Below are 26,872 nucleotides of genomic sequence, written 5' to 3'. Positions count from 1 at the left end.
CAAATAGTTGCTGGTTCACCTGCGCCCGGAGGACGCTGTGCGTGCCACCGGGATGGCCGGTGTGAACACGGCCTTCTCACGCGTCGCGTCACCAACAATCCTGTCGGCGATGAGGTCCTCGAGGAGCTCGCGAGCGAGCCGCACGCGGAACGCCTCGTGGCGCGATTCTTCCGACACGGTCGGCACTTCGCCCGCAGCGACGTTCTGTACGTCGAACAGGAACACGAGCTCGAGCGAGCCCGGGGCAATGTTGAACGAGCGCATCTCGTCGAGGACCGGCAACGCCACGTCCTTCCATACGGTATCGAGGCGCGATTCGGCCGTCGTGGTTTTCTCATCGAAGACCAGGCCGGTTTCGACATCGATTTCGAGGTGTCCGGGGCCCGCTTCGCCGCTCGACGGACCGGCAACGCGCACTTCGGTCGGTCCGATGGCGCCCGCCGACATCGAACGGATGAGCAGCTTGGACTGCAGGATGACGCTGTCCGGGCCGTACTGGTTGGCGAGGCGCTTGAGCTCGCCGGCGACCTCGTCGAGCGCCGCCTGCTGCTCGGGGGTGCGCCCGGGCTTCTTGTCGTCGCCGGTTACCGAAGTCGGCCAGCCGCCGGCGGCATGCCGGGGAACGGTTTCGCCCTTCGCAGGGACGGGCGCGTCATCGGTCGCGAAGGCCGTCACAGCCGCGGGTCCGACCAGCAGCGCCGCCGCGACTGCGACGGACACGGCCGTGGCAGCGACGCGCGACTCGAAAGACCGGGCAAAGCGGTGCATAGCAGTCATGGCAGGCCGGATGCTGTCAAAAGACAGTCCCGCTTGCCATCGACTCTTTCGCAAACCGATGACGACCGACTCGACCAGGCTGCCTATGAATGTCCATCGCTGCGTTCGCCGCGCCGGGGAAACCCTCGTACGCGCCGGCATCCGCAACGAGCCGGTGGTCGTCGCGGTCTCCGGCGGCAGCGATTCGATGGCACTGCTCGAAATCGTCGCACTGTTGGCGCCGAAGCTCGATCTTGCGCTCCATGTGGCATCGATCGATCACGGCATGCGCGCCGAAGCGGGGGGCGAGATCGAGGCCGTCCGTGCGGCCGCTGCGCTCTGCGGCGCGATCTTTCATCCGGCAGCGATCGATCCCGGAAACGGCGACGAAGACACGCTGCGCCGCCGGCGTCATCTGGCGCTGGAGGAAATCGCGCGAGCGAGCGGATGCCGGTTCATTCTCCTCGGTCACACCAGGGAGGATCAGATCGAGACGATCGTGTTCCGCTTTCTGCGCGGCGCGGGCCTCGGCGGACTGTCGGGCATGCGGGAGATCCGTCCGCCATTCGTGCGGCCGCTTCTCGCTCTAGGCCGCGAGGACCTGCGAGACGTCCTGCGCGCGCGCGGCCTCGCGTGGTTCGAGGATCCGTCGAACACGTCGGACCGCTATGCACGCGGCCGGCTGCGCTCGCAGGTGTTTCCGGCGATGCTGCGCGCGTTCGGTCAGGGAGCGCTCGAGCATCTTCTCGACGTTGCGCCGCGCTGGCGCGCCGACGAGGACTACCTCGAGATCGAAGCCGGGCGGCTCATCGCGTTCGCATCGCGCCGCGGGCCGGCCGGTGTCGAGCTCGATGCGGCCGCGCTTGCCGGCGCGCATCCGGCGCTTCGCGCGCGCGTGCTGCGCAGGTGGCTCGCCGAGCAGGGGGAACGGGCGCCGACCAGCCGCGAGATCGCGGTCATCGAGAGCTGGCTCGACGAGAGCCGGAGCACGGAGGGAGGAATCGACGTTGCCGGCGCGCGCCTCACGCGCGCTCGCGGAAGGCTCGCGCTCCGCGGTGCCGGCGGCAGGCTTCCGCGCGTGGAATCCTTCATTGACAGCCCCGTGTTGAGTGACGATGCGTTACGGTCCGGCGAATCGCACGAGCAACGTCGGGACGAAGAAGCGGAAGAGGCAGGCTGATGCTGTGTTGCCGCCTTTCCATGGCCGTGTTAGGTTTCGCGCCAAATATAATTTTCGCAAGATAATCCGCAGCGTTGCCCCTGTTCCGGTAAGTACCGGCCGAAGCGGCGACAAGGGATGCTGGCAAGCCGTCACCAATGAATCAGTTCTCCAGAAACCTCGCACTCTGGCTCGTGCTCGGCCTGATGGTCGTGCTCCTCTTCAATATGTTCCAGGCCCAGCAGGTGAGGGACCAGGAGCTCAGCTACAGCGATTTCATCAAGAAGGTCGACGAAGGCGCCGTCGAGGCCGTCACGATGCAGGGCGACACGCTGCGCGGAAAGCTCGAGGGCGAGAAGGATTTCCGCACGTACGCGCCTCCGGGTCACGACGCTGCCCAGCACATCCTCGACAAGCAGATCCCGTTCACCGTCCGTCCCGAAGCGCAGGACCCGTGGTACATCGAGATGATGGTGCAGTGGTTCCCGATGCTGCTGCTGGTCGGCGTGTGGATCTTCTTCATGCGCCAGATGCAGGTCGGCGGCGGCAAGGCGATGAGCTTCGGCAAGAGCAAGGCCAAGCTGCTCAGCGAACACGCCAACAAGGTTACGTTCAGTGACGTCGCGGGCATCGACGAAGCCAAGGACGAGCTCGAAGAGATCATCGCGTTCCTTCGCGATCCGAAAAAGTTCACGCGTCTCGGCGGGCGCATTCCGAAGGGTGTGCTGCTCGTCGGCGCGCCGGGAACCGGAAAGACGCTGCTCGCACGCGCCGTGGCCGGCGAAGCCGGCGTTCCGTTCTTCTCGATCTCCGGCTCGGACTTCGTCGAGATGTTCGTCGGCGTCGGTGCGTCGCGCGTGCGCGACCTGTTCGTGCAGGGAAAGAAGAACGCCCCGTGCATCGTGTTCATCGACGAGATCGACGCGGTCGGCCGTCATCGCGGCGCCGGCCTCGGCGGCGGTCACGACGAGCGCGAGCAGACGCTCAATCAGCTGCTGGTCGAGATGGACGGCTTCGAGTCGAACGAAGGCGTGATCCTGATGGCCGCGTCCAACCGGCCGGACGTTCTCGATCCCGCGCTGCTGCGTCCGGGCCGCTTCGACCGCCGCGTGGTGGTGCCGCGTCCCGATGTTCGCGGCCGCACCGGCATCCTCAAAGTGCATACCCGCAAGGTTCCGCTCGCGACCGACGTGGATCTCGAGGCCGTCGCGCGCGGCACGCCGGGTTTTGCCGGCGCCGATCTCGAAAACCTCGTCAACGAAGCGGCGCTGACCGCTGCGCGCGAAGGCCGCGACACGGTCTCGCAGCACAACTTCGAAGCCGCCAAGGACAAGGTTCTGATGGGCAGCGAGCGCCGCAGCCTCGTGCTGTCGGACGACGAGAAGCGCAATACCGCGTACCACGAGTCGGGCCATGCGCTCGTCGCGCGCATGCTTCCGGGCACCGATCCGGTCCACAAGGTCACGATCATTCCGCGCGGCATGGCGCTCGGCCTTACCCAGCAGCTGCCCGAGGAAGACCGCCATTCGTTCAACCGCACGTACCTGCTGAACACGCTCGCGATCCTCTATGGAGGACGCGTCGCCGAGCAGCTCGTGCTGAAGGAAATCACCACGGGCGCCGGCAACGACATCGAGCGCGCCACCCAGCTCGCGCACAAGATGATCTGCGAGTGGGGCATGAGCGAATCGCTCGGTCCGGTGATGCTCAAGCGCTCCGGCGACGAGCCGTTCCTCGGCCTCGATCTGCATCATCAGCGCGAGTACTCCGAAGACACGGCGCGGCTCGTCGACATCGAGGTGAAGAGCCTCCTGACCAACGCGTACCGGCGTGCGGAAGCGATCCTGACGGCCAACATCGAGTCGCTCCACCGCATGGCGGCGGCCCTTCTCGAACGCGAAACCCTCGACGGACCGGAGCTCGACGAAATCCTGAACGGCTGTGGAGCGGCGCTGCCCGCGGGCGTCTGACGCGCCGAGCGGCGACGACAATCGAATGACAAGAACGATCGCAGCGGACGACGCCGGCCCGCAGGCGCCGGTGCGCCGCGACGCCCAGAGCGGCAGCGCGCGTCGCGACGCCCATAGCGGCGATACGCACCGCGATCCCGAGAACGGCGGCTCGCGTCGCGATCCCGAATCTCGCCGCCTGTTCGGCACCGACGGCATCCGCGGCGTCGCCAACGAAGAGCCGATGACGCCGGAGACCGTGCTCCGTCTCGGCCGTGCGGTCGGCCAGCATTTCCTGACGTCCGGCCAGCGCCGTCACAAGATCGTCATCGGCAAGGACACCCGGCTTTCGGGCTACATGCTCGAGACCGCGCTCGCGGCCGGCATCACGTCGATGGGCGTGGACGTGCTTCTGGTCGGTCCGATGCCGACTCCGGGCATCGCGTTCCTGACGCGCAGCTTTCGCGCCGACGCCGGGGTTGCGATCTCCGCGTCGCACAACCCGTTCCACGACAACGGCATCAAGTTCTTCGGACCCGACGGCTTCAAGCTCGCCGACGCGGCCGAATGCGCCATCGAAAAGCTCGTATTCGGCGACAGCCTCGACCGCATCCGTCCGACGGGACGTGGTATCGGAAAAGCGTTCCGCATCGACGACGCCGACGGCCGCTACAACGTATTCCTGAAAAACGTGCTGCCGCGCGAGCTGACGCTCGAGGGGCTTCGCGTGGTCGTCGATTGCGCGCACGGCGCGGCCTACAAGATCGCACCGACGGTCCTGTCCGAGCTCGGCGCCGACGTGATCGCGATGGGCGTGTCGCCCGACGGCCACAACATCAACGACGGTGTCGGCGCGCTTCACGTGGGCGGGCTTTGCGACCGCGTGCGTGCCGAGAAGGCCGACGTCGGCATCGCGCTCGACGGCGACGCCGACCGCTGCATCATGGTCGACGAGCGCGGAGACGAGGTCGACGGCGATCACGTGCTCGCGATCCTCGGGCTTGCGATGCAGGCGCGCGGCGAGCTTGCCGGCGGGACGGTGGTCGCGACCGTCATGTCGAACTTCGGCCTCGAAGTGGCGCTGCGCGAGCGCGGGATCACGCTCGAGCGCACTCCGGTCGGCGACCGCTACGTCGTCGAGCGCATGATTGCCGGAGGTTTCCGGCTCGGCGGCGAGAAATCGGGCCACATCATCTGCCTCGACCACGCGACGACCGGCGACGGCATGGTCACTGCGCTGTCGGTGCTGACGTGCATGAAGCTCACCGGAAAAACGCTTTCCGAAGGTCGCAGCCTGCTGCGTTCGTTCCCGCAGCGGCTCGTCAGCCTCAAGGTTCGCGAGCGCCGATCGCTCGAATCGATCCCCGCGGTCGTCGGTGCGATCGCCGAGGCCGAAGAGGCGCTCGGCGGGCGAGGCCGCGTCGTCGTGCGATTCTCGGGCACCGAGCCGCTCGCGCGCGTCATGGTCGAGGGTGAAGAGGAAGGCGCGGTCGAACGCCACGCGCAGCGCATCGCTGCTGCGATCGAGGCGGCGCTCGGCTGATGCACCCGCTGCGCCTCGGCGTGAACATCGATCACGTCGCGACCATCCGCCAGGTGCGCGGCGTCGATTATCCTGATCCCGTCGAAGCCGCGCTGGCCGCCGAGCGCGGCGGTGCGACCGGCATCACTGTGCATCTTCGCGAAGACCGGCGGCACATCCAGGAGCACGACGTGCGGCGGCTCGTCGGCATCGTCGCGAGCAAGGTCAACCTCGAGATGGCCGCGTCGGACGCGATGGTCGACTTCGCATGCGCGGTCCGGCCCGCGGATGTCTGCCTGGTGCCCGAGAAGCGCGAGGAGCTGACGACCGAAGGCGGCCTTGCGGTTGCCGGACGCGAGCGGCTGCTCGAGCCGATCGTCGGCCGTCTCACCGACGCGGGAATCGTCGTCAGCCTGTTCATCGAGCCGCATACGAACGAGATCGCGGCCGCGGCCAGCGTCGGCGCAAAGTTCGTCGAGCTGCACACCGGCTCGTATGCGAATGCGGCAGGGTCGGACCTTGCACGCGAGCTTGCGACCATTCGCGACGGAGCGACGCTCGCCGCGGCGCGCGGGCTCCGCGTGAACGCCGGACACGGCCTCACGCTGGAGAACGTCGCACCGATCGCGGCTCTTCCCGAAATCGAGGAGCTAAACATCGGCCACTCGATCGTCGCGCGCTCGATCTTCGTCGGCATCGAGGAGGCGACGCGCGAAATGCTCGAGGCCTGCCGGCAGGCGCGCACCGGGGAGCGACGGTGAATCTCGACGCGGCGTCGGCGTGGGTGCTCGGACGCGAGGCGGTGCGCGAGCTCGACGCGCGCACCATCGCTGCGGGCACGCCGTCGCTGAATCTGATGGAGGCTGCGGGCGCGGCGCTCGCGAAGTTCGTCGCCGAGGCTCGCGACTGCGGCCTGTCGTCTTCGGCTTCGTCACGCGGCAGGCAGCGCGGTCTGCTGATCCTTGCCGGCCCCGGCAACAACGGAGGGGACGGGTTCGTGGTCGCGCGCCTCCTGCAGGCAGCCGGGTGGAACTGCCGCGTTGCGCTCGGCGCGGGGCCGAGCAGCCCGGACGCCGTGACGAATCTGGCCGCATGGAACCGGGCCGGCGGCCAGTGCATAGGCCGCCAGGACGCCGTCGATCTGATGCGAGCGGGCAGTGCGTCCGGCTTCGAGCTGATCCTGGATGCGCTCTACGGAACGGGCCTCACGCGCCCTGTCGAAGGCGCCGACGCAGATCTCATCCACTGCATCAACGAAAGCTCGATCCCTGTGATTTCTGCAGACATTCCATCGGGACTATGCAGCAACAAGGGACGTCCGCTCGGGATTGCCGTGCGGGCCCGCGCAACGCTCGCGCTCGGCGCCGCGAAGCTGGGGCTCTTCCTCGCCGAAGGCCCCGACTATGCCGGTCGGGTCAGCGTCGCCGAGATCGGGTTGCTTCCGCCTTCCGCGGCGGGGCTCGAAATGTCGGCAACTGTGATCGACGATGCGACGACCGCGGGCTGCTGGCCGAGGCTCGCGCGCCGGTCGCACAAGGGCACGCGCGGCCACGTGCTGATCGTCGCCGGCAGCCTCGGCAAGACCGGAGCCGCAGTGCTGGCCGCGCGCGGCGCGCTCCGCGCCGGTGCGGGTCTCGTCACGGTCGCGTCCGTGGCCGAGGTGCAGGCTGCTGTCTCGCAAGTGCTGCCGGAGGCAATGACAACCATGGTCGCGGCCGATGACGCCGGGCAGATCGACTGCGCCGGCATCGACGTGCTGACGGCTGCGGCGGCCGCCGCCGATGCGATCGTCATCGGTCCGGGCCTCGGCACCGGGGCCGGCGCCAGTGCGGCCGTCGAAAGGCTCGCGAGTCTTCCAGTTCCGCTGATTCTCGATGCGGATGCGCTCACGATCGTTGCCGGCTGGAGCAAGGCGCGTCGCGACGGAGTGTTCGCCGCACGCATTGCAGCCGGCGCGCCGGCGGCTGTGCTCACGCCGCATCCCGGCGAGATGGGCCGGCTCACCGGAATGTCGTCGGCCGACGTTCAACAAGCGCGCGACGTCACGGCGCGCAGCCTTGCGAAAGAGCTGGGAGTCATCGTCGTTCTCAAAGGCGCGGCTACGATCGTCTGCGACAATGCGCGCATCGCGTTCAACCTGTCCGGCAACCCGGGCATGGCATGCGCAGGGATGGGTGACGTGCTGTCGGGCGTGTGCGGAGCGCTGGCCGCGCGCCGCACCGAAGCCGAAGCGGCCTCACCGACGGCGGGCGCAGCGGCCCGCGACTGGCTCGATCCGTTCGAGCGCGCGTGCCTTGCGGTCCATGTGCACGGCGCCGCCGGCGATCATCTGGAGAGCACGACAGGCCCGGGTTTTCTGGCGAGCGAGCTCGCCGACCGCGTGCCGTTCGAGCTCGCCTCCCGGATGCCGCGCTAGTGCCGGCGGTAGAACCGCGATGAGCGAACACGCCAAGCCCATGACCGCCCGCCGGGCCACCGTCTCTTCGGCAAGCGAGGGCCAGACCGAAGGCGTCGGCCGGCGCCTCGCCGCCGAGCTTCCGCCGGGCACTGCGATCGCGCTCACGGGACCTCTCGGAGCCGGCAAGACGGTCTTTGCGCGCGGGGTCGCCTCGGGGCTCGGCGTCAACCCGGTCGATGTTGCGAGCCCCACGTTCGTCTATCTGGTCGACTACAGCGAAGGCCGTATTCCGTTCATTCACGCAGACCTCTACCGCTTTGCGGATGTTCCCCCTGAGATGGCCGAGCTCGCATTCGAGAGTATCGGCCTCGATGCAGCGCTCGCGAGCGACGCAGTCACGCTCGTCGAATGGTGGCCGTACTACGCAAGGGCGCACGGGGCCGAGCCGGAGCGTCTGGTCAGCGTTGAACTCGTCGTCGAATCCGGCGATGTTAGGTCGATTCACCTGGATTTCAGGGGTCCCGGACTGGATGCGGCGTGGCGCCGCTTCTCCGGCTGATTCCCTCACCAACTGATCAAGTAGCCCAGGCGCCTCGCCGAAGGCCCGGAATGTCGAACGGAATGTCGAAAAGGATCCGCATCGTCCAGAAATACGGCGGCACGTCGGTTGCCGACGCCGACCGCATCCGTTCGGTCGCCCGGCGCATCAAGCGCAGCTACGACGAGGGCCACGAGATCGCCGTTGTGGCCTCGGCCATGTCCGGCGAGACCAACCGGCTGCTGGCCCTGGGCCGGGCCGTATCGCCTGCACCCAATGCGCGCGAGCTCGATTCGATGGTGTCGACCGGCGAGCAGGTCTCGTGCGCGATGCTCGCGATGGCGCTGAACGACCTCGGCGTGCCGGCGATCTCGCTGCTCGGCCACCAGGTGCGCATCCAGACCGATTCGTCGTTCGGACGCGCGCGCATCCGCTCGATCGACGTGTCGCGCATCGAACGGGCATTTGCCGAGAACTGCGTCGCGGTCGTCGCCGGGTTCCAGGGCGTCGACGACGACGCCAACATCACGACCCTCGGCCGCGGGGGCTCCGACACGACGGGCGTCGCAATTGCGGCTGCCATTCACGCCGATGTCTGCGAGATTCTGACCGACGTGGACGGCGTCTACACGACCGACCCGCGCGTCTGCAACGACGCGCGCAAGCTCGAGCGGATTTCGTACGACGAGATGCTCGAGCTGGCGAGCCTCGGCGCCAAAGTTCTGCAGATCCGTTCGGTCGAGTTTGCCAAGCGTTACCAGGTTCCGGTGCACGTGCGCTCGAGCTTCAACGATGTGGAGGGAACCTGGGTGGTCCCTGAGGAAGGAAGCATGGAAGAGATTCTCGTCTCCGGTGTCGCATTCGAACGCGACCAGGCGCAGGTCACGGTCGAAGGCGTGCCGGATTCGCCGGGGCTCGCGGCGTCGATCTTCGTGCCGCTGGCGGAGGCGTCGGTCGTCATCGACATGATCGTGCAGAACGTCGGCACCGACGGGCATACGGACGTGACGTTCACGGTTGCCGAAGCCGACGCATCGGCCACGCGCGCCGTTGCCGAAAAAGTCGCCGCGAAGATCGGCGCGCGCGGAGTGAACACGCATTCGGGCCTCGGCAAGGTTTCGGTGGTCGGGCTCGGCATGCGCAATCATGCCGGCGTCGCCGCGCGCATGTTCGAAGTGCTCGCACGCGAGAAGATCAACATCCGCATGATCTCGACGTCGGAGATCAAGATCTCGGTGGTCGTCGACAACGCCCAGATCGACGCCGCCGTCCGCGCCCTCCACGCCGCCTTCCTCGGCCCCGACGCCAAGGCCCTTCAGGAGATCGCGTGACTTGAGCGGTAAGCGTCCAACGAGCCGTCCTCGGGCGGTGGCCGGAGATCGCCTTGGTGCGAGGCATGCGCCCGCCGGTGCGCCGATGCCGTCGTCCGTCGGTCAGGAGCCGACCGGCGACCGCATCATCGAGATCTACGACACCACGCTTCGCGACGGCACCCAGGGCGAGGGCGTCAGCTACACCGTCGACGACAAGGTCGCCGTTGCCCGCAAGCTCGATGAGTTCGGCGTCTCCGTGATCGAAGGCGGGTGGCCGGGCTCCAACCCGCGCGACGCCGCGTTCTTCGAGCTGATCCGCGGCGTCAAGCTTTCGCGAGCGAAGATCGCGGCGTTCGGCTCGACGATCCGTCCGGGCACCGATCCGGCCGACGACGCGAACATGAAGGCGCTGCTCGCCGCCGAAACGCCGGTCGTCACGATCGTCGCCAAGACCTGGGATCTGCACGTCCACGAGGACCTTCGCATCGAGCTCGACGAGAACCTAGAGCTGATCTCGAAGTCGATCGCCTACCTGAAAGAACGGACCGACCGCGTCATCCTCGACGCCGAGCATTTCTTCGACGGCTACGCCGCCAACCACGACTACGCGATGCAGTGCCTCGAGGCTGCCGTCGACGCCGGCGTCGACCTGCTGTGCCTGTGCGACACGCGCGGCGGCTCGCTGCCGCGCGACGTCGCTGCCGCAACGCGCGAAGTGGGCGCGCTCGGCGTCCCGATCGGAATCCACTGCCACAATGATTCGGGGCTCGCGGTTGCGAACTCGCTGGCATCGATCGAGGCCGGAGCGTCGCAGGTGCAGGGAACGATCAACGGATTCGGCGAGCGCTGCGGCAACGCGAACCTGTGCACGGTCGTTCCGAACCTGCAGATCAAGATGGGCTACCGCTGCGTCTCGCCGCAGCAACTGGCCAGGGTGACCGAGGTTTCGCGGTTCTGCGCCGAGCTCGCCAACGTGGAGCTCGAACGGCGCCTGCCGTACGTCGGCCGCTCGGCGTTCGCGCACAAGGGCGGCCTTCACGTGGCGGCCGTGCGCAAGAACGCGGTCACGTACGAGCACATCGACCCGACCGTCGTCGGCAACGAGCAGCGCGTGCTGGTGTCGGACCTGTCTGGACGCAGCAACGTCATGCACAAAGCCGAGCAGTTCGGCATCGACGTCGCCGGCCGTCACGACGAGCTCGCCTCGCTGCTGTCGCATCTGAAGGAGCTCGAATACAGCGGTTTCCAGTTCGAAGGCGCCGACGCGTCGTTCGAGCTGCTGATGCGCCGCAACCTCGACCCGTTCCAGCGCTTCTTCCGGCTGCTCGGCTTTCGCGTCACCGACGAGAAGCGCTCGGAAGACGGCCATACGCGCTGCGAGGCAACGGTGATGCTCGAAGGGCCGGACGGGGCCGTCGAGCACACGGCGGCGGAGGGCAACGGGCCCGTCAATGCCCTCGACCTCGCGCTGCGAAAGGCGCTCACCAAGTTCTATCCCGGCATCGAGAAGATCCATCTGCACGACTACAAGGTGCGCGTGCTCGACGGCACCAACGGCACCGAAAGCCGCGTGCGCGTGCTGATCGAATCCGGCGACGGTACGCGTCGCTGGGGGACCGTCGGCGTTTCCCACAACGTCGTCGAGGCCAGCTGGCAGGCGCTCGTCGACAGCTTCGTCTACTTCCTGCTGAGTCAGGAAGAGCGCGCGGCTTCGCGCCGCAAGTCGGCGGCCGCGTCGAGCTCGATTCGGCGCAAGGACTGACGGCGCCCGGGTCGGCTCATGCACGGATACTTCGACTACAACGCGAGCAGCCTCCTCCGGCCGGAGGCGGCCGAAGCGCTGCGCGCGTGGATCGACGGCGGCGGCGGCAATCCGTCGAGCATGCACGTGCTCGGGCGCCGCGCGCGAATTGCGCTCGAGGACGCCCGCCGCGACGTTGCGGCGCTGGCCGACGGCGCGGTCTCGCGCGACGTCGTATTTACGTCCGGTGCCACCGAGTCCAACAACACCGTGCTGCGTGCGTTCGCCGCCGCCAATCCGCTCGCGCCGATCGTGATCTCGCGCGTGGAGCATCATTCGGTGATCGCGACCGCCGAGGACCTCGAGCGCCAGGGCCAGCCGGTGGTGCGGCTCGACGTGCGGCCGGACTCGTCGATCGATTTCTCGCCGCTTGCCGCACTTACGGAATCCGGCGGCGCATTTCTCGTCTGCCTCGGCCTTGCCAACGGCGAGACCGGTGCGATCCTCGACGTGGATGCGCTCGTGCGCGCATGTCCGCCGCACGCGTTCGTGCACCTCGACGCGGCGCAGGCCGCCGGCCGCCTGCCGATCCGATTCGACGACCGCATCGATGCGCTGTCGATGTCGGGTCACAAGTTCGGCGCGCCGCCGGGAATCGGCGCGCTGTTTATTTCGGAACGGCTGCGGCGCGTGCTGCGTCCGCTGCTGACCGGCGGTCCGCAGGAATGGTCGCTGCGCGCCGGCACGCCGAACGTTCCGGGGATTGCCGCGATGGGCGCCGCCGCGCGCGCCGCCCTCGAGACTCGCGCATCCGATGGCGACCGGCTTCGCACGCTGCGCGAACGGATCTGGAGCCGGCTCGCGTCGGCGATGCCGGACATCCTTCGCATCACGCCGGAGAGCGGGCTCCCCAATACGCTGACGATCGCTGTCGGCGATCTTGCCGCCGACACGCTGATCGCGGCGCTCGACCTTGCCGGTTTCTGCGTGTCAGCCGGTTCGGCCTGCGCTGCCGGCTCGACCGAGCCGTCGCACGTGATGCGTGCGCTCGGCCTCGATTCGCGCTGGCACGGCGGCGTGCTGCGGCTGTCTTCGGGATGGAAGACGCGCAGTGAGGACGCCGACGCGCTGACGGACGCAATCGTTGCCGTGGTCGCACGCGCGAGAGAAGCTGCATGAGCGGCGCCGCTTCGACACTCGCGTCCGGCGCGATGCCGCCGCGCGGCGCCCGCATCGTGGTCGCGATGAGCGGCGGCGTCGACAGCTCGGTCGCGGCAGCCATGCTCGCGCTCGACGGCTACGAGGTCGTCGGAATCTCGCTCCGCCTCGCCGAAGAGCGCAAGGACGGAGTTTCCAAAGGCTGCTGCAGCCTCGAGGATTTCCAGGACGCGGCGCGCGTTGCCGATGCGCTCGGCGTGCCGCATTTCGTCTTCGACATGCGCGAAGCGTTCGCGCGCGACGTAATCCGGCCGTTCGTCGAGGAGTACCTCGCGGGCCGCACGCCGAGCCCGTGCATCCTGTGCAACCGCTCGATCAAGTTCTCGGCGCTGCGCCGGCGCGCCGCCGAGCTCGGCGCGTCGTGGGTCGCGACGGGGCATTACGCGCGGCGCGACTTCGACGGCGCACGCTACCGGCTGCGCACCGGCCGCGACGGCGCAAAGGACCAGTCGTACTTCCTGTTCGAGCTCGGCCAGCAGGAGCTCGCGCACACGCTGTTTCCGGTCGGCGAAATGACCAAGAACGAAGTGCGCGAATTCGCGGCGCGCAGCGGCATCGCGACGGCCGGCAAGCCCGACAGCCAGGAGATCTGCTTCGTGCCCGACGGCCGCTATGCCGAGTTCGTCGAGAAGGCTGCACCGGGCCGCATCCGTGCAGGCAGCATCGTCGATGCGAGCGGCGCTGTGGTGGGCGCGCACGACGGCATTCATCGTTACACCGTCGGCCAGCGCCGCGGGCTCGGCATTGCGCACGACGAGCCGCTGTACGTGGAATCGGTGGACGCCGCGTCGGCTACGGTGCGCGTCACGACGCGCCCGAATCTGCTGCGGCAGGGGCTCGTCGCCGACGGAGTCGTGTGGACGTCGGGCGAAGCCGAACCGGTCGGCGCGAAGATGACGGTGCGGATCCGCTACCGGCATCGCGGCGTCGAGTCGACGCTCGTGCGCTCGGATGCTTCGTCGATCGCCGCGGCAATCGCTTCCACAACGGCTCCGGCAACTGCGACGGCTTCGATCGAGCTGCGCTTCGACGAAGCGCAGGAAGCCGTCACGCCCGGCCAGGCCGCGGTCTTCTATCGCGGCGACGAAGTGATCGGCGGCGGCTGGATCCGCGAATCGATTGCGCTCACGGACGGTGTCTGTCGCGAGCCAGCGCGCGCCGAAGCAGACGAGGCGCCGATAGCGCCCGGCTGCGCCGGACCGATCGGATGACGGCCGGCAGCATGCGCGTTGCGATCACCACTCTCGGCTGCAAGGTCAATCGCTACGATACCGCCGTGATCGAGCAGCGCATCGCTGCGATGGGCTGGCAGCGCGTCGATTTTGACGACGTTGCCGATGCCTACGTGGTCAACTCCTGCACGGTGACCGATCGCGCCGACCGCGACTCGCGCGCGCTGTGCCGCCGCGCGCGGCGCAACAATCCGGCGGCACGCGTGATCATGACCGGCTGTTATGCCCAGGTCAGCCCCGAGGCCGTCTCGAAGCTGGACAGCGTCGACTACGTGGTCGGCCTCGGACGCGTCGACGATCTGCTGAAGGCGGTCGCCGGCGAGCTTGCCTCGCGCTCCGCGGTCTCCGATCTGCGGCGCGCGGATACCGTCGCGACGCTCGGCATCGCGAGCTTTCCGGGCCGCAGCCGCGCATTCGTCAAGGTGCAGGAAGGCTGCGACCTGTTCTGCACGTTCTGCGTCGTGCCGGTGGCCCGCGGCAGGAGCCGCAGCGTTCCGGCGCGCGACGTTCTCGACGAGATCGAGCGGCTGGCGGCGCGCGGTTTTCGCGAAGTCGTTCTGACCGGCGTGCATCTCGGCGGATATGGCGCCGATCTCGATCCGCCTTGCGATCTTGCGTGGCTGCTCGAGTGCATCGCCGAGCGCCGGCCGGCGGTGCGCGTGCGCGTAAGCTCGATCGATCCTCCCGAGCTCACTCCGAGGCTTCTCGATGTGCTCTCGGACCGGACACAGTTCTGTCCGCACGTGCACGTGCCGCTGCAGTCGCTCGACGACGGTGTGCTCACGCGCATGCGGCGCCGCTATTCGGCGGCGGATGCCGTCTCGGCGATCGACCGCGCGCGTGCGCGCCTCGGCGACGATCTCGCGATCGGGACGGATCTGCTGACCGGCTTTCCGGAAGAAAGCGAAGCGGAGTTCGACGAGACCTGGAGGAGAGCCGACGATCTCGCGCTGTCGTACCTGCACGTGTTTCCGTATTCGCAGCGCACGTCGACGTCGGCCGCCAAACGGTGGCATGCGCTGCCGGATGCGCTCGTCCACGGACGCGCGACGAGGATGCGCGAGCTCGACGCCGAGCTGCGCGCGCGCTTCCGCCGGCGCTTCGTCGGGCGTGAAGTCGACGTTCTGTTCGAAGGCGCGCGTGATCCCGCAACCGGACGCTGGACGGGATACAGCGAGCACTACGTTCCGGTCGCATGTGCGTCGGACGCGGCCGATCTGCGCGGCAGCATTCGCAGGGTCCGCGTCGAATCCGAAGCGCCGGCAGCCATCGGCGGCGATGCCGGCGCCGCGATGCATGGCAGGATTCTGTGAAAGCGCAGAAAAACAACGACATCGAACCCGCTGATCTCGATGCGCTCGAGACTCTGATCCGCTATCCGTTCCGCGACCGGACGCTGCTCGAAAAGGCTCTGGTCCACAGCTCGGCGGCGACCGAAGGCGCTCTCGAGAGCAACCAGACGCTCGAGTTCCTCGGCGACGCGGTCCTCGACCTTGCGGTTTCGGAGTTCCTGCTGCGCCGCTATCCGGCGCGCGCCGAAGGTGACCTTACGCGCATGCGCGCGAGCATCGTCAGCGCCAAGGGCCTGTCGACCGCTGCGGCAAGGCTCGATCTCGGGCGCTGGATCCGGCTCGGCCGCGGCGAAGCGCGAAGCGGCGGCGGCAAGAAAGCCAACATCCTCGCGGACACGTACGAAGCGGTAGTGGCGGCCGTGTTCCTCGACGGTGGCTACGATGCCGCGCGCGCGCTGATCGAGTCGACGTTCTCCGAAGAGATCGCTGCCGCGAACCCGATCGGCGGCGACTGGAAGACCGAGCTCCAGGAGCTCACGCAGGAACGCTTCCACTGCACGCCGAGCTACGCGCTGGTTTCGACGAGCGGCCCGGATCACGCCAAGCATTTCGAGGTCGCGATCCGCATCGGCGGCGAGACCATCGCGCACGGCGAAGGAGCCAACCGCAAGAGCGCCGAGCAGATGGCGGCAGAAGAGGCGGTGCGCGTGCTGCTGGCCAGAATCGAAGCCGGCGTGCTGGTGTCACCGGATGAACCGGAGAACCCGGCGGTGCCGCCATCGCCGCACCCGCGAAAACGTACACGCTCGACGAAGAGAGCGAAAAAGAACGTGGCGGACGAGCCGCTCGAGGACAAGACCGATGCTTGAAGAGACGCTTCGCGCCACTTTCGGCGGAGCGCCCTGGTGACAGACGCTCCGCAGATGCCTCCGCAGCCGAACCAGCGCTGCGGCTACGTCGCGATCGCCGGCGCGCCCAACGTCGGCAAGTCGACGCTGCTCAACCGCATTCTCGGCCGGCCGCTCAGCATCGCGACGCCCAAGCCGCAGACGACGCGGCGCCGGCTTCTCGGCGTCGAGACGCGCGGCGACGTGCAGATCGTTTTCTGCGATACACCCGGCATCCATCCGACGCGCGGGCTGATGCACGACCGGATGAACGCCGAAGCGCGCCAGGGCGTGCGCGAGGCCGACGTCGTCTGCTGGATCGTCGACGCCGCGCGCGGCGTGCGCTCGATCGACCGCAACGAGACGCCCGGTCTGGTGGAAGGAAAAACTCTCATTGCGATCAACAAATGCGACGCGGTCGCCAAAGGTTCGGTGCTTCCGTTGATTGCCGAGATTTCAAAGATCGTGAGCGGGTGCGAGATCTATCCGGTCAGCGCGCGAACCGGCGAGGGCGTCGACGTGCTGGTCGAGCATCTGGCCGCGCGCATGCCGGCCGGGCCGTGGATGTACGACCCCGAGCTGTTTACCGATCAGAGCGAGCGCTACCTCGTCGGCGAGCTCGTGCGCGAGCAGCTGTTCCTGCAGCTCGATGCCGAGCTGCCGTACCGGATCGCGGTCGTCGTCGACGTGTTCCGCGACGGCCCCAAGCATACGTCGATCTCGGCGACGATCTTTACCGACAGCGATTCGACCAAGCGCATGATCATCGGCAAGGGCGGCGCTCGCATCAAGAGCGTCGGCATCGCCGCACGCCAGAACATCGAGGAGCTGCTCGACCGCAAGGTCTTCCTCGAGCTGTTCGTCAAGGTGAAACCGGGCTGGCAGGACGATCCGCGCTTCCTTGCGGAGATCGGCCTGTGAAGAATCGCCGGGTCATTCATCCCAACCTCGGAGACGGGCGCGGACGCGTGCGCGTTGCGATCGTCGGCCGGCCGAACGTCGGCAAGTCGACGCTGTTCAACCGCCTGCTCGGCCGCCGCCGCGCGATCACGCTCGACCAGCCCGGCATCACGCGTGATCCGATCATCGAGCAGCTCGACTGGGACGGCGCGCCGATCGATCTCGTCGATACCGGCGGACTCGGCGGCGAGGCCGAGATTGCGCTCGCGGACCGCGTGCACGAGCACACGGTGCGCGCGATTGCCGCAAGCGACGTGCTGATCGTGCTGTTCGATGCGCGCACCGGCCTGAGCCCGCTCGACCGCGACACCGTCGAGCTCGTCAACCAGAGCGGCCTCGAAGCGATCTACGTCGCCAACAAATGCGAGGGCAGGGCGACCGAAGAGGCCGCGCTCGAGTTCTGCGCGCTCGGAATCGATGCGCCGATGACGATTTCCGCCGAGCACGGCTCCGGCATGGGAGACCTTCGCGCGGCGATCGAAGAGTGCGCAGACCGCGTGCTCGAAAGCCGCGGGCCGGCGGAAGTGCGTGAGGACGACGACGCCGAGGCCGAGCCTGAGGAAGTCGAAGACGTCGACGACGCTGCTGACCGTCCGTGCCGCGTCGCGCTCGTTGGACGGCCGAACGTCGGCAAGTCCTCGCTGCTCAACCTGCTGGCCGGAGAGATGATCTCGCTAGTCGACAACCGTCCGGGCACGACGCGCGACGTGATCGATACCGAGATCGAGCGCGGCGGCCGCCGCTACGTGCTTCTCGACACCGCCGGCATGCGCCGCCCGTCGCGCGTCGACGAAGGCGTCGAGCGGATCAGCGTGCGCCGTGCGCTCGACGCGATCGATCGCGCCGATGTCGTCGTGCTGCTCATCGAGCCGGAAGAAGGCGTCACCGACCAGGATGCGCGCATCGCGCGTCGCGCGTGGGACGAAGGCCGCGCGCTCGTGTTGCTGATCAACAAGATCGACCTCGCGAACGCGTCGCAGCTCGGGCGGCTCGAAGCCAACATCCACGACATCTATCCGACCTTGTCGCCGGTGCCGGTCGGACGCATTTCCGTGCGCAACAAGCTCGGCATCGACGCGGCGTTCGACCTCGTCGACCACGCGTTCGCGTCGCACAATCGCAAGCTGTCGACCTCCGACGTGAACCGCGCGCTCGAAGAGGCTGCGCGGCGCCGCGAGCCTCCGATCATGGGGCGTGGCCGTGCGAAGCTGTTCTACGGAACGCAGACCGGCACACGGCCGCCGACCATCAGCATCTTCACGAACCGCATGGAGCTGCCGGAGGAATATCAGCGCTTCATCGAGCGCTGCTTCCGCGAGATGCACGACTTCGGTGGAACACCTTTGCGCTTCCGCTACGTGCGGCGCGACTCGCACAGCAATCGCGACCGCGGCGAGGCGCCGAAGGAAAAGACCGGCAGGGACCGGCGCGGCGTGAAATCACGGCGGGACACGTAAAGTCGCCGCTACGGCGCGTTCGCGCCGTACGGATCAGACGGGTCGAGCGCGGCAAACGGCGGCGGAAGGCGCACGACGTCGACCGCGCCGTTGGCATTCATCGCGAGGTGCGAATTGTCGAGGTAGGCAAGCTCCACGCGGCTGAACTTCGGCAGCTTGCGATGGAACAGCTCTTTCCCGTCACGGATTCGCAGGATGATGATCGCCTCGTCGATGTTCAGGCGCGTGTTCGCGGACAGGCTGACGGCGATGTGTTCCTGCGCGGGATCGATCGAAAGCGATTCGATGCTCGACCTGGAGAACTCGCGCTGTCCGCTGCCTTTTGGCGTGGACCATTCGAGCCGTGAATCGCCGTTCAAGTCCCACGCTGCCCAGCCGTCTCCCACGCGGCGGAAGAACATGGCGTCGGCAGTAGCCTGTACGCCCATCCTTGTCTTCGGAGCCCATCGCGTCGCACCGTGACCATCGATCACCAGGACATGAAAAGGCGGGTATTTGCCAAGCACGAACTCGTCCTGCTCGACGTTCGCGGCGATCGGCTCGTAATCCGACGGCACCGCATCAAGAGGGACTGTACGCTCCGACCCGTTTTCGAGATCGCGAATGACCAGGCGGACCGTCGGCTGCCGCGCTTTCCACACCAGCGCGCCGTCGTCCGAGAGTACCGGCTGCCACCAGTCTTTCCCGATGTCCGTGGGCTTCTGCAGGTTGACCGGATCTTTTCCCGCCTGCTTGACGACCAGCGAATTGGTGTGCGTGCCGTTGTCGTAAAGCAGGTCTCCGCGCGCATTGACCGACAGGATCGACGAGGGCCGCTGCGCCACCCCTGGCGCAAGGATGGTTTCCAGCTTGCATCCCGGCATCGATATGAGTGCGAGACCGAAAGGCTGGCTTCGTTCCACCAGCACTTTTCCCACGCGCTCGAGAGCCAGGTCGACCCCGGAGCGTGCGCTCATGATCGAGACGCCGGGAACCGAACACTCGACATCCAGAGGCCTGTCCGGACCGGACAACGCGAATCTTCCGCAACTCGAGGTCGAGGCCAGGGCGGCAATCGCCGCGCAGGCCCTAACCAGGCGGATGCACGGCGCAGCGAAAGCTGTCCTGTGTGTCGCAAGATCATGTGCAGCGCTGCGCATCGGCATTTTCCGGAAGGTTGCTTCATCGGAGCTTATTCACACATGCTGGCCTGAAGGAAGAGGCCGCCTCCCGGCGGACGGACAAGTGAAAACTCGCATCTGTCGTGTTGCTCTATTTGCAGCGCTCGTGATCGTCGATTCGCGTGCGAGCTCGGCTTTGGCCGGCGAGTCCGGCGCACCGGCTAGCGTTGAGAAGCACGGGCTCAGCGACGAGGGGCTTTCCGGACACAATGGCCTTGAAGCCTTCGCTCGGGCAACGAATGCGACCGTCGTACACCTGGACCCGAGTACCGACCCGGCTCTGGCCGCAAGGCTGACGCAAGCTGCCGTAGAGGACCAAAAGTACGAGCTGTTGTTTTCGGCCGAAGGGCTCGCCACCGACGGCAGCGCCGACTTCGAATTCGCGGTCGACTCGACGGTTTCTCCGCTTTCGGTAAACGTGTCGGGCTCGCACGAGCGGCCACGCGTCGTCGTCCGCGACGGGCGAGGTGCGGTGGTCGCTCCCGTCGAAGCACTGACCACCGCGCGTTCGGACCGTCTTCTTTTCAAGAGAGGCGCTCCCGGTCGGTGGACGATTCATCTGCAATGCCCAGCCGGCGAGAACGTTCAACTCGTCGTCAAGGGAGATACGGAGCTTGGGTTCCACCACCTCTGGCCGGTGCGACCGTCGGCCGAGACCGAGTACACGGGACCGCTCGAGACGGGCAAGCAGGAAATGTTCGAGTTCGCGCTCACCGGTGATTCGCTGTTCCGAATCAGCGTGAATGTGGTGTCGCTCGACGGTCACGTGCTCAACATCACGCGAGCGGGAAATGACACGTTCCCGCTCGAGTCGGCTCGGGTAAAGGTTACCATTCCGAGCCAGTCGTTTCGCCTTCAGGTCGAGGGCGATCGTCCGGACGGAGAGCACATCGCTCGCATGCACGAAGCCTCGTTCGATCCGGGAAAGCTCGAGCAGCTCTCCTTTTTCGATCCCGAAAGGGCGGAATCGGAAGAGACGTGCCGGTTCCTTTCCCACACCGGAGGTTCGAGCTTCTACGATAGCGACAAGATAAATCCGGGGTCCGGCGGTATTTTCTGCTCACGAAACCAGGACGAGCCTGCGTTGCGGAGTAACCTTTTCTTCCATCTGCCCGCGTCGGGCGATGGCTCCCCACGCACGACGACGCTTCGTTCGTCGAGCTCGATCCACGTGACAAAAGCGGACTGCGAGCACTGGCAGCAGCTGTTCGATCGTTATCCGAAACAGCTCGTCAATGGCGCGCGGCGCGCGAGCTGGTCGTTCCGTTGCGCCGGCCCGCCGGAGAGCGCAACGGGTGAGATTGAAGTGACCGTCGACTCCGTGGAGCAAAGCCCGCACTGAAAGCCTGCTGCACTGCTGGCGTTACTACCGGAGCTCATCCGGCCGGCGCACCGGCACCGTTCTCCAGTCGTAGCGGATCGCCGCGACGCGCAGCGCGAAGATCCATAGCGCCGCCAGTATCCCTGCAACACCACCGGGCAGCGACGTAAAAGAGCGCAGCGCAGCGAAAGCCATCGCACCAGATGCCGCAACCAGTGCGTAGAACTGGCTCGGCTGAAACAGAATCGGCTCTTCCTGTGCGAGCAGGTCGCGCAGAAGGCCTCCACCGACGGCGTTGACCGTTCCGACGAGGACGGCAGCCGGCACCGGCAGCGAAAGCGAAAGCGCCATCTGCGTGCCGATCACCGAATAGGCCGCGAGCCCGGCCGCATCGAGAAGGCCGAATACGAACTGGAAGCGGTCGATGCGCTCGTACAGCGTCGCTCCGGCGATGCTCGCCAGCAGAATGACGGGTATGTACTGCCAGTCGCGCAGCACGAGCGGCGGCTCCACCCCGAGGAACAGCCCGTCGCGAAGCAGCGAGCCGCCGACTCCGGCAACGAACGCGAGAACGAAGACTCCGACGACGTCGTAGTGCCGGCGACACGCGGCCAGCGCACCGGTCAGTGCGAAAACGAAGGTTGCCGCGAAATGGAAGGCAGGAGGCAGCTGGAAATCGACGGCGGCGGCGAGCGGCATCGGTCAATCGCTCGCCGAATGATTGCGCGCGTACCCGACATAGTTGCGCGCCGCCTCTTCCATCCACGCGCGCTCCTTGTCGGTCACCTCGCGGATGACTTTCGCCGGCGATCCCATCACGACCATCCCCGGCGGAACCTTCGTACCCGGAGTGACGAGCGCACCCGCACCGACGAGCGAACCGGCGCCAATTACGGCCTGGTCGAGAACGATCGCGCCGATGCCGACGAGCGCGCCGCTTTCGATGGTGCAGCCGTGGAGCACCACGCGATGACCGATCGTGATGTCGTCGTGGAGCACGGTCGCATAGCGCTCGTGGGTCACGTGCAGCACCGAATGATCCTGGATGTTGGTGCGCGCGCCGATGCGGATCGGGAACACGTCGCCGCGCACGACCGTGCCGTACCAGACCGACGAGCCGGGGCCGATCTCGACGTCGCCGACGACGTCGGCCGACGGCGCGATCCATGCGGTCGGATCGATGCGGGGGGTCGTCTGGAGATAGCTGCGGATCATGCGACGGAGTCCGTATGGGATGTGCACATCCCGCGGGGAATTCTTGCAACGTAAAAGGTCGGTCGATACAAGGCAAAGATGGAAGCCTTGGACAACCTTCGCGAGGCTCTCACCTTCGACGACGTCCTGCTCGTACCGGGTGAATCCTCGATCCTGCCGGCCAACGCCGACGTCAGCACCAGGCTGACCCGGCAGATTTCTCTTCGCATCCCACTGATCAGCGCCGCAATGGACACGGTAACCGAGTCGCGCATGGCGATCTCGATGGCGCGCGTCGGCGGGATTGGATTCATCCACCGCAATCTTTCCCCGGACGACCAGGCCGCCGAAGTCGCCCGCGTAAAGAAGAGCGAGAGCTGGATGGTCCGCGATCCGCTGACGGTCGAGCCCGACGTGCCGCTGTCGCTCGCGCTCGAGCTGATGTCGCGGCACTCGATCTCGGGCCTGCCGGTCACGACCAGCGGGCGGCTCGTCGGCATCCTCACGAATCGCGACGTGCGTTTCGAGAAGAACCTCCAGCGCAAGGTCTCCGAGCTGATGACGAGCGAGAAGCTCGTGACCACGCGCGCCGACATCACACTCGAAGACGCGACCGCCAAGCTTCACCGCAACCGCATCGAGAAGCTGCTCGTGGTCGACGACAGCGGCAAGCTCGTCGGCCTGATTACGGTCAAGGACATCCAGAAGTCCATCGAGTTCCCGAGCGCGAGCAAGGACGTCCACGGACGCCTGCTCTGCGGCGCCGCGGTCGGTGTCGGCATCGATCGCGTTGCGCGCGTGCAGGCGCTCGTCGATGCCGGAGTCGATGTGGTCGCGGTCGACACCGCGCACGGACATTCGAAGAACGTTCTCGAGACCGTCGCGGAGATCAAAAGGACGTTTCCCGACCTCCAGGTGATCGGCGGCAACGTCGCAACCACCGAAGGCTCGCAGGCGCTGATCGATGCGGGCGCCGACGGCGTCAAGGTCGGCATGGGCGTCGGATCGATCTGCACGACGCGGATCATCTCCGGTGTCGGCATCCCGCAGCTGACCGCGGTCGTCGACGCGTGTGCCGCGGCCAGCAAGGCCGGCGTACCGGTGATCGCCGACGGCGGCATCCGCTTCAGCGGCGACATTACCAAGGCGCTCGCGGCCGGTGCATCGGCATGCATGATCGGCAGTCTTCTCGCCGGCACCGAGGAAAGCCCCGGTGAGACGGTTCTCTACCAGGGCCGCACGTACAAGGTGTACCGCGGCATGGGCTCGCTCGAAGCGATGCGCGGCGGCCAGAGCAAGGACCGCTACGCGCAGCAGGAAACCGAAGACATCAAGCTGGTGCCCGAAGGCATCGAAGGCCGCACGCCGTTCAAAGGCGCATCTGGCGCGACGATCCACCAGCTCGTCGGCGGCCTGAAGGCCGGAATGGGTTACATCGGCGCCGAGAGCCTCGACGATCTTCGCAACAAGGCGCGCTTCATGCGCGTGTCGCCCGCGGGCCTCAGCGAGAGCCACGTGCACGATGTAGTGATGACCAAGGAACCGCCGAATTATCAGAGAGAATAGTCCTTATTGGAATTATCGACGACAACGACTTTCGAGCGGCCAAAGCCGAAAGGAATCGATCTGTTAAACGCCGTGTCGTACGTCTGTTTCCCGTTGGGCATGGCGACTGCCCATGATGCGCCGCTTCCGGCCGCCTTGGTCGCCGGGCTGCTTGCGATGGCGCCCTTGCGACTCGCGGTCTACCTGATGACCGCGATCTGGAAGGAATGGGTGGGGCGCGTCCCGTACTTTGCTGTGCAGTGCGCCAGCGTACTGATCGCGCTTCTGGCGCTCATCTCATTTGCGAAAGTGGCATCCAGCGTTCCGGACCCCGACACCGCGCAGCACCTCGCGCCATATCTCGGGCCCTTTGCGCTGATGTTCGTCGTGCTGGTACTTTCGGCTTCGATCGCCCTCGTCGCATTCATTCTCGAATTGTTCGAAACGTCTCCTGCCTCCGGCAAACCCGAGGAATAGTGTCTTGCAGACCGTCCTGATCCTCGACTTCGGCAGCCAGTACACCCAGCTCATCGCGCGCCGCGTGCGTGAGGCGAAGGTGTACTGCGAAATCCATCCATTCAACTTTCCTGCCGAGAGCATCCGCGCGATGGCGCCGGCGGCGGTGATCCTGTCGGGCGGACCGGCGAGCGTCTACGACGAAGGCGCACCGTCGCCGTCGCCGGAGATTTTCGAGCTCGGCGTGCCGATGCTCGGCATCTGCTACGGCATGGGCATCCTCGGCCTTGCCGACGGCGGCGTCACGCTTCGCTCCGCGCATCGTGAGTACGGGCAGGCCGACGTCGTCATCGACAACGACGACGACCTGCTGGCCGGCTTCGACAAGGGTGGAAGCACGTCGGTGTGGATGAGCCACGGCGATCGGCTGGAGAAGCTGCCGAACGGCTGGGAGTCGATCGCGCACACCCGGAACTCTCCGTTCGCTGCGATTCGCTGCCCTTCGAAGCGGCGCTGGGCCGTGCAGTTCCATCCCGAAGTCGTCCATAGCCGGCGCGGCCGCGAGATCCTCGAGAACTTCCTGTTCCGCATCTGCGGACTTGCCGCCGACTGGACGATGGAGAACTACATCGATGCGGCCGTGGCGCGGATCCGCAAGCTCGTCGGCGACCAGCAGGTCGTCTGCGGCATCAGCGGCGGCGTCGATTCCACCGTGACTGCGGCGCTGATCGAGCGCGCAGTGCCGGGGCAGCTGACCTGCGTGTTCGTCGACAACGGACTGCTTCGCGAAGGCGAAGCCGAGCAGGTCTGCGCGATGCTGGGTCCACGCTTCGGAGACGACTTCGTGTTCGTCGATGCGGCCGACCGCTTCCTCGATGCGCTCGCCGGAATCGAAGATCCGGAGAAGAAGCGCAAGACGATCGGCGGCGTGTTCGTCGACGTGTTCCAGGACGCGGCGCTCAAGCCGCGGCCCGGCCGCGCGCGCGCGACGTTTCTCGGACAGGGGACGCTCTATCCGGACGTCATCGAGTCGGAGTCGGTCAAGGGGCCGTCGGCGGTCATCAAGAGTCACCACAACGTCGGCGGGCTTCCGGAGCGGCTTCACATGCAGCTGGTCGAACCGCTGCGCGAATTGTTCAAGGACGAAGTGCGTGCGCTCGGCGCGGTGCTCGGCCTGCCGCACGACTGGCTGTGGCGTCATCCGTTCCCCGGACCCGGGCTTGCCGTACGCGTCCTCGGTCCCATCACGCGCGAGTTCCTGACGATCCTTCGCGGCGCCGACACGATCTTCATCGAGGAGATCCGCAGTGCGGATCTTTACTCCGAGATCTGGCAGGCGTTTGCCGTGCTGCTTCCGGTGCGGACGGTCGGCGTGCAGGGCGACTATCGCACCTACGACAAGGTCATCGCGCTACGCGCCATCGTCAGCGAAGACGGCATGACGGCCGACTGGTTCCGCTTTCCGCCAGATGTGCTCGCGCGTACGGCGTCGCGGATAGCGAACGAGGTTCGCGGCGTGAACCGCGTGGTCTACGACATCTCGACCAAGCCTCCCGCGACGGTCGAATGGGAGTGACGGTGGGCAAGCCGGCAGCGGGACACGTGCACGGCGCGGACTGTGAGGACGGGATTACGGTGCAGAAGGGCTTCGCCCACCTCCACCTTCACACCCAGTACAGCCTTCTCGACGGCGCGAACAAGATCAGCCGGCTGATGCCGAAGCTCAAGAAGATGGGCCTCAAGTCGGTCGCGATGACCGACCACGGCAACATGTTCGGCGCGGTCGACTTCTACAAGGCCGCTCGCAAGGAAGACCTGAAGCCGATCATCGGCTGCGAGGTCTACGTGGCGCCCCGAAGCCGGCTCGAGCGCGCGGCGGTGGCTGCCGCCGACTACGAGCGCGCCGGCAACAACCACCTCATCCTGCTCGCGATGAACGCGAAGGGATACGCGAACCTGTCTCGGCTGGTCTCGCAGAGCTACAAGGACGGTTTCTACTACAAGCCGCGCATCGACAAGGAGATCCTGCGCGAGTGGAACGAAGGGCTGATCTGCCTTTCGGGCTGCCTTGCGGGAGAGGTCGCCACCGCGATCACGGCCGACCGCCTCGACAAGGCGCGCGCGGCCATCGAAGAGTATTCGACGCTGTTCGGCGACCGCTACTACCTCGAGATCCAGGACAACCATCTCGCCGAGCAGCGCAAGGTCAACGAGGTGCTGATTCCGTGGTCGAAGGAGATGGGCATCCCTCTCGTCGCGACCAACGACTGCCACTACCTCGAGCACGACGATCACGTCGCGCACGAGGTGCTGCTGTGCGTGCAGACCGGCAAACGCCTGATCGACGAGGACCGCTGGAAGTTCGGCACCGACCAGCTCTACGTCAAAGGCCACGACGAGATGCTGGCGGCCTTCCCGCACGCGCCCGAAGCCGTGGACGAGACGGTGCGGCTGGCCGAACGCTGCAACCTCGACATGCGCTTCGGCGACAACAAGTTCCCGGTCTACCAGGTGCCGGCCGGCCGCAGTCTCGACGAGGTGCTGGCCGAGGACGCGCGGCGCGGTCTCGACGACCGCCTCGCCGCGGCGAAGGCCGCCGGCCGCGAGATCGACGTCGAACGCTACCGCGAGCGGCTCGAATCCGAGATCGCGATGATCCAGCAGATGAAGTTCGCCGGCTACTTCCTGATCGTGGCCGACTTCATCAACTGGGCGAAGGAGCAGGGGATCCCTGTCGGGCCGGGACGCGGCTCGGCGGCCGGCAGCCTCGTGTC

Annotated in this window: 23 protein-coding genes; 19 read left to right on the top strand and 4 right to left on the bottom strand. The window is 66.9% G+C overall.

Annotated elements, in window-relative coordinates:
• Positions 1-15: 15 nt before the first annotated feature.
• Positions 16-720: a hypothetical protein gene (locus VN634_12560; GenBank protein ID HXC51714.1), complete on the bottom strand. Its 705-nt coding sequence runs from the start codon at positions 718-720 to the stop codon at positions 16-18.
• Positions 721-862: 142 nt separating this feature from the next.
• On the opposite strand from VN634_12560, the gene tilS reads away from it, so the two are divergent.
• The 14 genes from tilS to der all read left to right on the top strand — a co-directional run bounded on the left by tilS (position 863) and on the right by der (position 18,422).
• Positions 863-1,936 (top strand): tRNA lysidine(34) synthetase TilS, encoded by a 1,074-nt coding sequence (tilS, locus tag VN634_12555; protein HXC51713.1) that lies wholly within the window; start codon positions 863-865, stop codon positions 1,934-1,936.
• Between the two features lie 137 nt (positions 1,937-2,073).
• Positions 2,074-3,885, top strand: coding sequence for an ATP-dependent zinc metalloprotease FtsH (gene ftsH / locus VN634_12550; protein ID HXC51712.1), 1,812 nt, complete (start codon positions 2,074-2,076; stop codon positions 3,883-3,885).
• A gap of 25 nt (positions 3,886-3,910) precedes the next feature.
• Positions 3,911-5,407 (top strand): phosphoglucosamine mutase, encoded by a 1,497-nt coding sequence (gene glmM / locus VN634_12545; protein ID HXC51711.1) that lies wholly within the window; start codon positions 3,911-3,913, stop codon positions 5,405-5,407.
• Positions 5,407-6,147 (top strand): pyridoxine 5'-phosphate synthase, encoded by a 741-nt coding sequence (locus tag VN634_12540; protein ID HXC51710.1) that lies wholly within the window; start codon positions 5,407-5,409, stop codon positions 6,145-6,147. Before glmM ends, VN634_12540 begins: the two co-directional genes overlap by 1 nt.
• On the top strand, positions 6,144-7,802 hold the full coding sequence (locus tag VN634_12535) for an NAD(P)H-hydrate dehydratase (GenBank protein ID HXC51709.1): 1,659 nt from the start codon (positions 6,144-6,146) through the stop codon (positions 7,800-7,802). The genes VN634_12540 and VN634_12535 overlap by 4 nt, the downstream gene beginning before the upstream one ends.
• Before the next feature lie 19 nt (positions 7,803-7,821).
• The gene (gene tsaE, locus VN634_12530; GenBank protein HXC51708.1) at positions 7,822-8,343 is read left to right on the top strand and encodes a tRNA (adenosine(37)-N6)-threonylcarbamoyltransferase complex ATPase subunit type 1 TsaE; all 522 of its coding nucleotides are present in this window, start codon (positions 7,822-7,824) and stop codon (positions 8,341-8,343) included.
• Between the two features lie 62 nt (positions 8,344-8,405).
• The gene (locus VN634_12525) at positions 8,406-9,653 is read left to right on the top strand and encodes an aspartate kinase (GenBank protein HXC51707.1); all 1,248 of its coding nucleotides are present in this window, start codon (positions 8,406-8,408) and stop codon (positions 9,651-9,653) included.
• 85 nt (positions 9,654-9,738) lie between these two features.
• Positions 9,739-11,397, top strand: coding sequence for a citramalate synthase (gene cimA, locus VN634_12520; protein ID HXC51706.1), 1,659 nt, complete (start codon positions 9,739-9,741; stop codon positions 11,395-11,397).
• A gap of 18 nt (positions 11,398-11,415) precedes the next feature.
• Positions 11,416-12,555: a cysteine desulfurase family protein gene (locus VN634_12515; GenBank protein HXC51705.1), complete on the top strand. Its 1,140-nt coding sequence runs from the start codon at positions 11,416-11,418 to the stop codon at positions 12,553-12,555.
• Positions 12,552-13,805, top strand: coding sequence for a tRNA 2-thiouridine(34) synthase MnmA (mnmA, locus tag VN634_12510; protein ID HXC51704.1), 1,254 nt, complete (start codon positions 12,552-12,554; stop codon positions 13,803-13,805). Before VN634_12515 ends, mnmA begins: the two co-directional genes overlap by 4 nt.
• Positions 13,802-15,139: a tRNA (N(6)-L-threonylcarbamoyladenosine(37)-C(2))-methylthiotransferase MtaB gene (gene mtaB, locus VN634_12505; protein ID HXC51703.1), complete on the top strand. Its 1,338-nt coding sequence runs from the start codon at positions 13,802-13,804 to the stop codon at positions 15,137-15,139. The genes mnmA and mtaB overlap by 4 nt, the downstream gene beginning before the upstream one ends.
• Entirely contained in the window at positions 15,136-15,987 is an 852-nt protein-coding gene (gene rnc / locus VN634_12500; GenBank protein ID HXC51702.1) for a ribonuclease III, read from the top strand. Before mtaB ends, rnc begins: the two co-directional genes overlap by 4 nt.
• A gap of 36 nt (positions 15,988-16,023) precedes the next feature.
• The gene (gene era, locus VN634_12495; GenBank protein ID HXC51701.1) at positions 16,024-16,926 is read left to right on the top strand and encodes a GTPase Era; all 903 of its coding nucleotides are present in this window, start codon (positions 16,024-16,026) and stop codon (positions 16,924-16,926) included.
• On the top strand, positions 16,923-18,422 hold the full coding sequence (der, locus tag VN634_12490) for a ribosome biogenesis GTPase Der (protein ID HXC51700.1): 1,500 nt from the start codon (positions 16,923-16,925) through the stop codon (positions 18,420-18,422). Before era ends, der begins: the two co-directional genes overlap by 4 nt.
• 8 nt (positions 18,423-18,430) lie before the next feature.
• On the opposite strand, the gene VN634_12485 is transcribed toward der, so the two are convergent.
• Positions 18,431-19,378, bottom strand: coding sequence for a hypothetical protein (locus VN634_12485; protein ID HXC51699.1), 948 nt, complete (start codon positions 19,376-19,378; stop codon positions 18,431-18,433).
• A gap of 268 nt (positions 19,379-19,646) precedes the next feature.
• Here VN634_12485 and VN634_12480 point away from each other — a divergent pair, with 268 nt between their 5' ends.
• Complete coding sequence (locus tag VN634_12480; GenBank protein ID HXC51698.1) at positions 19,647-20,924, top strand: hypothetical protein; 1,278 nt, start codon at positions 19,647-19,649, stop codon at positions 20,922-20,924.
• A 24-nt stretch (positions 20,925-20,948) separates the two neighbouring features.
• Here the strand turns inward: VN634_12480 and VN634_12475 are convergent, their stop codons facing one another.
• A complete protein-coding gene (locus tag VN634_12475; protein ID HXC51697.1) occupies positions 20,949-21,602 on the bottom strand; it encodes a TRIC cation channel family protein in 654 nt (217 codons plus the stop codon).
• Between the two features lie 3 nt (positions 21,603-21,605).
• The gene (locus VN634_12470) at positions 21,606-22,118 is read right to left on the bottom strand and encodes a gamma carbonic anhydrase family protein (protein HXC51696.1); all 513 of its coding nucleotides are present in this window, start codon (positions 22,116-22,118) and stop codon (positions 21,606-21,608) included.
• Between the two features lie 78 nt (positions 22,119-22,196).
• Here VN634_12470 and guaB point away from each other — a divergent pair, with 78 nt between their 5' ends.
• The 4 genes from guaB to dnaE all read left to right on the top strand — a co-directional run.
• On the top strand, positions 22,197-23,663 hold the full coding sequence (guaB, locus tag VN634_12465; protein ID HXC51695.1) for an IMP dehydrogenase: 1,467 nt from the start codon (positions 22,197-22,199) through the stop codon (positions 23,661-23,663).
• 99 nt (positions 23,664-23,762) lie between these two features.
• Entirely contained in the window at positions 23,763-24,119 is a 357-nt protein-coding gene (locus VN634_12460; GenBank protein ID HXC51694.1) for a hypothetical protein, read from the top strand.
• A gap of 4 nt (positions 24,120-24,123) precedes the next feature.
• Complete coding sequence (gene guaA, locus VN634_12455; protein ID HXC51693.1) at positions 24,124-25,674, top strand: glutamine-hydrolyzing GMP synthase; 1,551 nt, start codon at positions 24,124-24,126, stop codon at positions 25,672-25,674.
• Positions 25,675-25,676: 2 nt separating this feature from the next.
• On the top strand, positions 25,677-26,872 hold a 1,196-nt coding region (gene dnaE, locus VN634_12450), incomplete at its 3' end, for a DNA polymerase III subunit alpha (protein HXC51692.1).

It is taken from the genome of Candidatus Limnocylindrales bacterium (assembly GCA_035571835.1).
GTDB lineage: Bacteria > Desulfobacterota > Binatia > UBA1149 > CAITLU01 > DATNBU01.
The sequence above is the reverse complement of the archived record's forward strand: the minus strand, read 5'-3'. Positions and strand labels throughout refer to the sequence as shown.